6 protein-coding genes are annotated in these 9,344 nt (G+C 66.3%); 5 read left to right on the forward strand and 1 reads right to left on the reverse strand.

The window, feature by feature from the left end; translation table 11 throughout:
- The 5 genes from G4O04_04355 to G4O04_04375 all read left to right on the forward strand — a co-directional run.
- On the forward strand, positions 1–1,561 hold a 1,561-nt coding region (locus G4O04_04355), incomplete at its 5' end, for a hypothetical protein (protein HEY57755.1).
- Positions 1,558–3,273 carry a hypothetical protein gene (locus tag G4O04_04360; protein ID HEY57756.1) on the forward strand — a complete coding sequence of 572 codons (1,716 nt, stop codon included), beginning with the start codon at positions 1,558–1,560 and terminating at the stop codon, positions 3,271–3,273. The genes G4O04_04355 and G4O04_04360, both read left to right, overlap by 4 nt.
- Positions 3,270–5,693, forward strand: coding sequence for a YfhO family protein (locus tag G4O04_04365; protein HEY57757.1), 2,424 nt, complete (start codon positions 3,270–3,272; stop codon positions 5,691–5,693). Before G4O04_04360 ends, G4O04_04365 begins: the two co-directional genes overlap by 4 nt.
- 55 nt (positions 5,694–5,748) lie before the next feature.
- The gene (locus tag G4O04_04370; GenBank protein HEY57758.1) at positions 5,749–6,705 is read left to right on the forward strand and encodes a MoxR family ATPase; all 957 of its coding nucleotides are present in this window, start codon (positions 5,749–5,751) and stop codon (positions 6,703–6,705) included.
- Entirely contained in the window at positions 6,705–7,994 is a 1,290-nt protein-coding gene (locus G4O04_04375) for a DUF58 domain-containing protein (GenBank protein ID HEY57759.1), read from the forward strand. The genes G4O04_04370 and G4O04_04375 overlap by 1 nt, the downstream gene beginning before the upstream one ends.
- 70 nt (positions 7,995–8,064) lie before the next feature.
- Here G4O04_04375 and G4O04_04380 read toward each other — a convergent pair whose 3' ends face one another.
- On the reverse strand, positions 8,065–9,249 hold the full coding sequence (locus tag G4O04_04380; protein HEY57760.1) for a diguanylate cyclase: 1,185 nt from the start codon (positions 9,247–9,249) through the stop codon (positions 8,065–8,067).
- Positions 9,250–9,344: the final 95 nt, after the last annotated feature.

The following is a 9,344-nucleotide window of genomic DNA, read 5'->3' on the forward strand; positions in this document are numbered from 1 at the left end:
AAATACCCCTATGGGCTTGCTCAAACGTGGCTTGGCTTCGTGGTGGTGGGCGGCGCTGGCTTACCTGCTCTTGGTGGCCTGGCCCTATGCTTTCCTGGCGCGCGCGGGGGGAGCGGCTTTTGTTTTCACCGGTTCTTGGATGAATTGGCCGGATGGGTTGAGTTACCTGGCCAAGATGCAGGAAGGGTTGCGGGGGGCGTGGCGCTTTACGCTCCCTTACACGGCTCACCCCGGACGGGGCGCTTACCTCTATCTCTTCTATTTGACCCTGGGGCATGTGTCCCGCTGGACGCACCTCCCCCTGGCAGGAGTCTATCATGCGGCCCGGTTGCTGGGGGCGTTCGTCATGGTCGGCGCCCTCAAGGGGTTCTATGAGGCCGTCTTTTCCTCCGGGACACACCGCCCCTGGACGAGTCGCTGGGCCTGGATGTGGGCCTTGTCGGGTGGGGGATTGGGCTGGCTGGCGTTGCTCTTCCGCGGCCCGGGATATCCGACGCTAGATTTTTGGTTCGCCGACGCCTATCCTTTCCTCGGGGCGTTGACCAATGCCCACTTCCCCTGGGTGCTGGCCGGGCTGTTCTGGCTGCTGACCCCCGCCCCGCGCCCATTGGGGGCTACAGCGCTGGTGGGCCTGGGGCTGGCTTTGCTTTCGCCCTTTGGCTGGAGCCTGGGGGCGGCGGTACTCCTTGCTGAAGGCGTGCTTCAGTGGAGCCGGGCCGCCCGAAAATCCCGCGGACTGACCGGATGGCGACTGGTTCCCTGGTCTCAACTGGGAGCCCTCACGCTGGCGGGCGCTCCTTACGCGATGTACACCTTCTGGGTCACCCACACCGACCCTGTGCTCCGCGGCTGGACCGCACAGAACCTGACCCCTTTAGGCCCCTGCTGGGATGTTCTCCTCTCCTTTTCCCCGGCGCTGCCTTTAGCCGTGTTGGGGGCCTGGAAGCCTCACCCTGCCCGCCGGCGCCTGCTGGTCTGGGCGGGGGTGTCGTTGGGCTTGGCGTTGCTTCCGCTGGGCCTGCAACGCCGCTTCCTGTTGGGGTGGTATGTGCCGTTGGTGGGGCTGGCCGTGCTGGGATTGAGCCGTTGGCCCGTCGGGCGCCGGTATGTTTTGCTGGCCTGGGCTTTTTCGCTGCCCACGGTGCTCCTCCTGTTCGCTGGGGTGGTCAGCACGGCTCAACAACATCTGCGCGGCCCTTTTCTGCCCCGCGACGAGGCCCGGGCCATGGCCTGGCTGGAAGCCCATACCCCGCCTGACGCCTTGGTGCTGGCCTCTCCCCAAACCGGGCCGTTCATCCCGGCGCTGGCCGGGCGACGGGTGCTCTACGGCCACCCCATGGAAACGGTGGACGCCATCCGGTGGCGCGAACTCACCGCCGCCTTTTTCGCCGGTTGCCTGGATGAGGCCTTTGCCCACCGCTTGCTTCGGGAGCAGGGGGTGGATTACATCTACTACGGCCCGGAGGAACAGGCTCTGGGCGGCTTCCCTCTGGCCGTGGGGGTGACCCCGGTCATCCGCATAGGGCGGGTGGTGCTCTATCGGGTGGAGGCGGGGCCGTGAGGTGGAGATCCCCCAGAGGGGAGCGCCCTACCCGGCGGAAGGGGCCGCTCCCCCATCAGGGTCCGGCTGCTCTGGACCCCGGGGACGGTCCGGATCCCGGGGGTTGGGGCATTTCCCCTGGGGATCGGTTCTGGCTCCTGGGGGTGATCTTCGCCCTCATGGTGGTGACGACCACGCCGTACGGCCTGGCCTGGCTGCGGCAGGGGGAGGCCTGGCGCTTTACCGGCTTTTTGTTGGGGGTGGAGGACGGTAACTCCTACATCGCCAAGATGCTCCTGGGGCGCAGTGGGGCCTGGCTTTTTCGCAGTCCGTACACCCTGATGCCCCAGACCGGTTATCTGCTTTTTGGGCCTTACTTGGCGCTGGGCAAACTGGCGCGTTGGCCCGGAGATGTGCACACCCAACTGGTCATCTTGTTCCACCTGTTTCGCCTGGGCGCGTTGGTGGCCCTGACGCTGGCCGTGTACCGCTTCAGCGCCCTGTTTGTTCCCCGGGGACGATGGCGACGGTGGGCGGTGGGGCTCATCCTGGCGGGCAGCGGATGGGACTGGGTGCTGCTGCCCTGGGGACGGGCGGCGTGGGGTGCAGCCGATGGCCCGCCAAGCCTGATCTCGCCGGAGTCCTACGGGTTTTTGGCTTTGTTCTTTTTGCCCCATATCGCCCTGGCGCGGGCCTTGCTGCTGGATGTCCTGGCCTGGGGGCTTGCCAGCGAAGGGGCTCGCGCCACGGCCTGGGTGATGGCCCTGGAGACGGCGGGCATGGTTTGGGTTCATCCCCTGGAAGCGGTGCCCTGGTTGCTGGCCGTGGGGTTGTTGGTGGGGTTGCGCTGGGTGGTACCGCGTAGAGAACGCGCAGAGCTTTCTTTGCGTTCCCTGGTGCGTTGGGCGAAGCCCTGGCTCCCTGCAGGGGTGGTGGCCCTGGGCGCTTTGGGGTATCTGGTCGCCCTGCAGCGCGATCCCTATGTGCGTTTGTGGACGGCCCAGAACCGCCTGCCCGCCCCCCCCGTGTGGGTGTATCTGGTGGGGTACGGCGGACTGCTCCCCGGGTGGGTGGCAGCCTGGCCGGAAGTGCGGCGCCGCTGGCATCAGGGGAAGGCGACTTTGCTGTGGCTGGCCGCCTGGGCTGTGGTGGCCGTGGGGCTGGCGGTGGCCCCGGTGCCCATCCAGCGCCGTTTGATTGAAGGGGCGTGGGTGGGATGGGTGCTGATGGCCATGGTGGGGGCGGCCCGCTGGGCGACGACGGAGCGCCGCCGCTGGGGGGCGATGCTGGCGCTGACGCCGGCCTTTGTGGCTCCGGCGTTGCTGCTGTGGGGCGGTTTTCGTGTAGCCAACAGCCCCGCGCTCCCAGCCTTTCGCCCCACGGCCGAGGTGCAGGCCTTTTCAGCCCTGGCCCGCCGGGCTTCGCCGGGAGACGGCGTGCTGGCCGCCTATGCCACGGGAAACGCCCTCCCCGCCTGGGCCCCGGTGCGGGTGCCCCTGGGCTTGGGGCCGGAAAGCGCCCCCTGGAGCGACAACGAGGCCCTGGTGCAGACGGTGCTTTGCGGTCAGGGGTCCTCGGCACAGCGTCTGGCGCGGTTGAGGACTTATGGGGTGCGCTGGGTGTTCTTTGGCCCCGCCGAGCGCGCCCTGGGTCACTGGAACCCGGCGGAGGAGCCCTGGTTGAGGCAGCGCTATGCTGCTCAGGGCTATGCCCTTTTCGAGGTGGTGCCGTGAACCGCCGCTGGCTGACACGCTTGAGACTGGTTCATCTGAGCCTGTTGGCTCCCTGGTTGCTTTTGGCGCCGGCCTTGTGGACGGGCCGGGCGCTCTTTTGGGGAACGCCGGTGCTGCAGTTTTACCCCTGGCGGTGGTGGGGATGGATGGCCCTGCAGCAGGGCGTGCCCCCATTGTGGAACCCGCTGGTCGGGATGGGCGCGCCGCTGGCGGCTAATCATCAAAGCGCGTTCTTCTATCCGCTGGCCTGGTTGCCGTTGCTGTTGGGCGCTGTGGGGGGGCGGGCCGCCCTCGTCTGGGGCCATGCTTTGCTCGCCGCCGTTCATTTGACCCTGGCCGCCTGGGGGATGGGGCGCCTGGCCCGCTCCTTGGGCCTCACCGAATTGGGCCAGGCCCTGGCTGCGCTGGCCTATGCCCTCTCCGGCTACCTGGTGGCCCGGCTGGGGTTCTTCAGCATCAACGCGGCCACAGCCTGGGTGCCTTGGGTTTTGTGGGGTGTCCGGCAGGTGGTGCGTCATCCGCACCGCCGCGTCGTGGCCGGGCTGGCGCTGGCTTTGGGCCTGCAGTGGTTGGCCGGCCACGCGCAAACGGCCTGGTACACCGATTTGCTGGCCGTTCTGTGGGCCGTCTTCCTCCTCTGGCGAGAGGGGCGGAGGCTTTGGCCGCGGCGCATCGCCGCCCTGGCCCTGGCCTTATTGGGTGGGGTCGCCCTGGCTGCCGTGCAACTGGTGCCCACCGCCGAATATCTGGTGCAGTCCCAACGCGCCACCGGCGTGGACCCTGAGGTGGGGCTGGTCTACTCTTTCTGGCCCTGGCATCTACTCAACTTTTTGGCCCCGGAAACCTTCGGCAATCCGGCCTTCGGAGATTATTGGGGATACGCCAATTACTGGGAAGACGCGGTGTACCTTGGCCTGTTGCCCCTGCTCCTGGCGGGATGGGCGGTGCGCCGGAGGCTGCGGAGTTACCTCCAGGGAGCCCCCCCCGCTGCGTCCACGGAAGAAGATACAGCGGAGCAGGACAAGGGCCCCTCGCTGGCCCTGTTCTGGGCTGGCGTGGTGCTCCTGGGGATGGGGTTGGCCCTGGGTAAACACTCGCCGCTCTTCATGTTCCTCTGGCGGCATGTGCCCACCTTTGACTTTTTCCGGGGTCCCACGCGTTGGAGCCTTTGGGCCGAGGTGGGACTGGCCTTGCTGGCGGGGATGGGGGCATCCTGCTGGTGCAGGCCTGCCCCGCGTGGTGTCTATGCCTTGCGCCTGACGGCGGCCGGAGCCGGGATGGTGACCGGTACGGCGTTGCTCCTGGGGCTTTTGGCCCCCCAGGTGGTGCGGTCGGTCACCCTGCTGCGCGGCGCGGCGCTTTTCGGGGTGATGCTTGGGGTGGTCGTGGTGTTCACCCTCAAAGCCCCGCCGGCGCCTTTGCGGGGCGCCGATTCGCCCTGGGCCTGGGCCGTGGTGGTCGCCGTGGGCCTCGATTTGCTCGCCGCCGGATGGGGGCTGAACCCCACGCTGCCCATGAAAGAACTTACCGAGGGGCGGGCTGAGGTGGTGAAGGTGCGCCAGATAGTGGGCGCGGGACGGCTGTTCCTGCCGCCCGCGGAGGAGGAACGCCTCAAGTTCCGCTGTTATTTCCGCTTCGACACCTTTTGGCCGCCTCACGGCTGGTCAGACCTCACCGCTTCGTTGCTCCCCAACCTGACCTTGTGGGCAGAGGTGCCCTCGGCGAACAATTTCGATCCTCTGGTACCCGCCCGCTACGCCGCTTGGCTGGCGGCGTGGGAGGAGCAGCCGCCCCAGGTGCGGTCCCGCTGGCTGGCCCGCATGGGGGTGACGGTGCTCCAGCGGGTGGATTTCGCCGACGCTTGCATGGTTACCTTCCATCCTGTGCCCTCCGCCGAGCCCCTGGCCCGCTGGGTACCCCTGGCGTATGCGGTGCCTGATGGCCCTGCGGCGCTGGAGGCCATGACGCGGCGGGCGGCTCAGGGCGGCCCTGCCTGGCAACGGGCCATCGTAGTGGAAACGCCCGGAAGCCAGACGCTCTACCTTGCTCCGCTGGTGCCCTATGAGGCGAAGGCTGATCCCCCCACCGCAACGGGCCGGGTGGAGGTTCTTCGCCGTGCCCCCCTGGGTGCCGTTTACCGCCTCGAGACGTCGCAGGCCGGCTGGCTGTTTCTGGCCGAAACCTGGTACCCCGGCTGGCGGGCCTGGGTGGATGACCAGCCTGCTCCCCTGCTGCGGGCGGAGTACCTGTTCCGCGCCGTGCCGGTTCCACCAGGAGTGCACGAGGTGCGGGTGGCTTACCGGCCCTGGTGGTGGCCGGGGGTGGCCCTGCTTTCGGCCCTGGCCGCCCTGGCGTTGCTGGGAGCGGGGGGCGTGGGGCGTCTCCCGACGCGAATCCCGTGGAAACGAACCCCAGTATAATGGGAGCGATGTCCCTTCGGATAGGTCCCCCCTTTGGAGTCCCGCCATGCGATCTGTGGAAGCCGTTCACCAACTTGCCCGGCAAATCATCGCCAACATCGAAAAGATCATCATCGGCAAGCGTAAGGCCATCGAGCAGGCGGTGATCGCCCTGCTGTGTCAGGGCCATTTGCTCATCGAAGACATCCCCGGCGTGGGCAAGACCATGTTGGCCCGCAGTCTGGCCCGTTCCATTGGCGCTTCCTTTCGCCGCATCCAGTTCACCCCAGACATGCTACCCAGCGATGTGACGGGCGTTTCCGTGTTCAATCAAGCCACGGGGCGGTTTGAGTTTCGCCCTGGCCCCATCATGGCGCAGATTGTGCTGGCCGACGAAATCAACCGCGCCACGCCGAAGACCCAGGCGGCGATGCTTGAAGCCATGGAAGAACGCCAGATAACCGTGGACGGCGTCACTCATCCCCTGCCGCGGCCTTTTATGGTGCTGGCCACCCAAAACCCCATCGAATACGAGGGCACGTTTCCCCTGCCCGAGGCCCAACTAGACCGTTTTTTTCTGCGCCTTCGTCTGGGGTATCCGACCCAGCGGGACGAACTGCGCATTCTGGAGCGCCAGCAACGGCGTCATCCCATCGAGGATTTGTCCCCCGTGGTGGCGCTTGAGGACCTTTTGGCGGCGCAAGAGGCGGTGAAGGAGGTGCACCTTGCCCCGGCGTTGAGGCTTTACATCGTGGAAATCACCCGTCGCACCCGCTCGGCCCCTGGCGTGTATCTGGGCGCCAGCCCTCGGGGCAGCCTGGCGCTGTTCCGCGCCGTGCAGGCCAGGGCGGCCCTGGAGGGGCGCAAGTACGGCCTCCCCGAGGATGTGCAGGCCCTGGCCGTGCCCGTGCTGGCCCATCGATTGATCCTTTCCCCCCAGACACGCCTGGAGGGCCGAACCCCTGAAGAGTTCATTCGTGACCTATTGGCTCAGGTGCCGCCCCCTGGTGGGGATCCCTTGTCGACCTCCTGATGGCTGCGCGTTGGGTTGTCGCCCTCCTGTTCCTTTTGACGGCCGGAGCCTATGGGGTGACCGGGCAGGTCTGGTATTTGCGCTGGGCTGCCTTTTGGGCGTTGGTGGGCCTTTCCAATGCGGTGCTGGCGTGGCTGGCGCTGCGCGGGGTGACGGTGGAGCGTCATATCGGGCAGCAGCGAGCCCATGTGGGCGATGTGTTGCTGGAGCGGTTCGTGGTGCACAATCCCCGGCCCTGGCCGTTGCTTTGGGTGGCCGTGGAGGATTGGGGGGACTTACCGGGGCGCCGAGGCGGTCGAGTGTTGAGCCTGATTGCGCCGCACTCGCGTCGTTCGTTTCTCGCACGCTTGCGTTTGCTCCGCCGCGGGCTGTACCGCCTGGGCCCTGTGGCCCTCACCGCCGGGGATGTGTTTGGCTTGTTCTCCGTGTGCCGGGTGACGCCGGTGGAGGAGCGGTTGCTGGTGTACCCCCTGGTGGTGGATTTGCCCGCCTTTGCTGAACCTCCCGCCGGGCCGCCGGGTGGGGAGGCGCTCCATTTGCGCACCGGCCAGGTCACGCCCAACGCGGTGGGGGTGCGTGAATACGCGCCGGGTGATCCATGGAAGCGCATCCATTGGCCCAGCACAGCCAGGCGTGGCCGGTTGATGGTCAAGGAGTTTGCCCTGGACCCGCGTTCCGGGGTGTGGCTGGTGGTGGATGCCCGGGAGGAAGTGCAGGCGGCGTTGCCCTCTGCCCCCTCGCCGCTGGGGGTAGCCGCGTGGCCCTGGAAGAGCGAGGGCGAGGGTCTGCCCTTGCTCCCCAACACCCTGGAGTACGCCGCCTCTATTGCCGCTTCGGTGGGACGGTACTTTTTGCGCCGTGGCCGGGCCGTGGGGTTGTGGACCACAGACCCTGAGGCCCCGGCTTTGTCGCCGGATCGCTCGCCCCAGCAAGAAGGACGTTTGCTCGAGCGTCTGGCGCTGTTGCGCCCCAGCCAGGGGCCGGGCCTGAACGCCCTCCGGACTCATCCTTTGCCCCACACGGCTTATGGCAGCCTGACCGTGATCGTCACGCCTTCGGTGGGGCAGGAGGTGGCCACGGCTACCGAGGCGGTGCGCATGTTGGGCGGTTTCCCGCTGGTGGTGTTGTTGGACGCGGCTTCTTTTGGTGGCGCTCAAGGCACGGCGGCCCTGGCGGCACGCTTGCGGCGACAAGGTGTGCCGGTGGTGGTCATCGCTCAGGGAGAGCGCTGGGCGCAGAAGTTGGCGCAGCCTCTGGCGTGGGGTTTCGTCACCCCCGTGGCCGGGTGAACGAGACAGGAGGCTTGATCTGACGGCGGAGTACCTCCGCGCTCCCATTCCCGGCGAGGTGTGGGGGGAGTTAGTCAAAGGCGCTGTGGTGGGGGATGCTGGACGAGAAATCGGGGGAATACACGGCGACCTGACATTTGCCGTGGCGCTTGGCGTAGTAAAGCGCCACATCGGCGGCCAGGATGAGGTCTTCCATGCTTTCGGCGTGGTCGGGCAAGGTAGCCACACCTGCCGAAACGGTCAGTGAGGCGCGCAACGGGGTGCCCGGCTTTTGGTGGAGGTGGCGTACGGCTTGCACGATCCGTTGGGCCACTTTGAGCGCTTTGTTGCTGGGGGTTTCAGTGAGGATAGCCACAAACTCCTCACCGCCGTATCGGGCGGTTAAATCCACACTGCGGGTGTTTTGCTCCATGGCCTGGGCCACGAGTTTCAGGGCCTCGTCGCCAGCCGGGTGGCCAAAGGTGTCGTTGTAGCGTTTGAAATCGTCCAGGTCGATCATGAGCAGGCTCAGAGGCCTTTGGAACCGCTTTGCGCGGGCCACCTCGCGTTCTAACTGGCTTTGGAAATAGCGGCGGTTGGCCAGGCCGGTAAGCGGGTCGGTGATGGACTCCTGGTAGCGTTTCTCATAGAGCCATGCGTTTTCCAGCGCCAGGGCGGCCTGGCTGGCGAACAGGGCCAGCACCTGAGCGTGCTTGGCATTGTAAAATCTGGGTTCCGTATGGTCCAGCGCCAGAAAACCGATGAGGCGTTCGCGGGCTACGATGGGCGCTCCCACCCAGGACTTGATATGTTTGCTGGTGGGCAAAAAGATCCAATGAGGATCCTTAGTCGTGTCGGGGACCACCAAGGGTTGGTGGGTTTGGGCCATGCGTTTGAGGTTGGTAACTTCCTTCAGGTTCAATTCCAGGCTGCGCATGGCGGCGTCGCTCACGCCAAAGCGGTCGTAGCCGCGATAACGGCTGACCGTCACCCGATTGTCGGACTGCAGGAGCAGAATGCAGGCCGAATCGTAGGGAACTACCTCGCCCACGAAGCGCAAAATGAGGTCCTGGATGCGGTCCGAGTCCAGGGTGGTGGTGAGTTGTAGGCCGGTCTCCCGCAGGGTATCGGCCAGCCGACGGAGGCGGCGTTCCCGCTCGTAACTGCGCTGCCATTGCAGGTGGATGGCAATATGATCGGCTACATTTTGGAGTAACCTCAAGTCATCTTCGTCGAAGGCATCGACCTGCTGGCTCTCCAGCGTGAGTACGCCCAACAGGGTGTCTGATCCGCAATGAGGATATCTTTCTTTTGCCAAATCAAGGTTTTTCTTGGATAATGTGCTTGAAAGACTCCTTGCCGTTCCCAAGG

The sequence above is a fragment of the Anaerolineae bacterium genome, from assembly GCA_011176535.1.
Taxonomy (GTDB): domain Bacteria; phylum Chloroflexota; class Anaerolineae; order Anaerolineales; family DRMV01; genus DUEP01.

Bases quoted from the DNA above. Each gene is read 5' to 3' on its own strand.
- G4O04_04375 (HEY57759.1), top strand. From the start codon at position 6,705: ATGGCTGCGCGTTGGGTTGTCGCCCTCCTGTTCCTTTTGACGGCCGGA.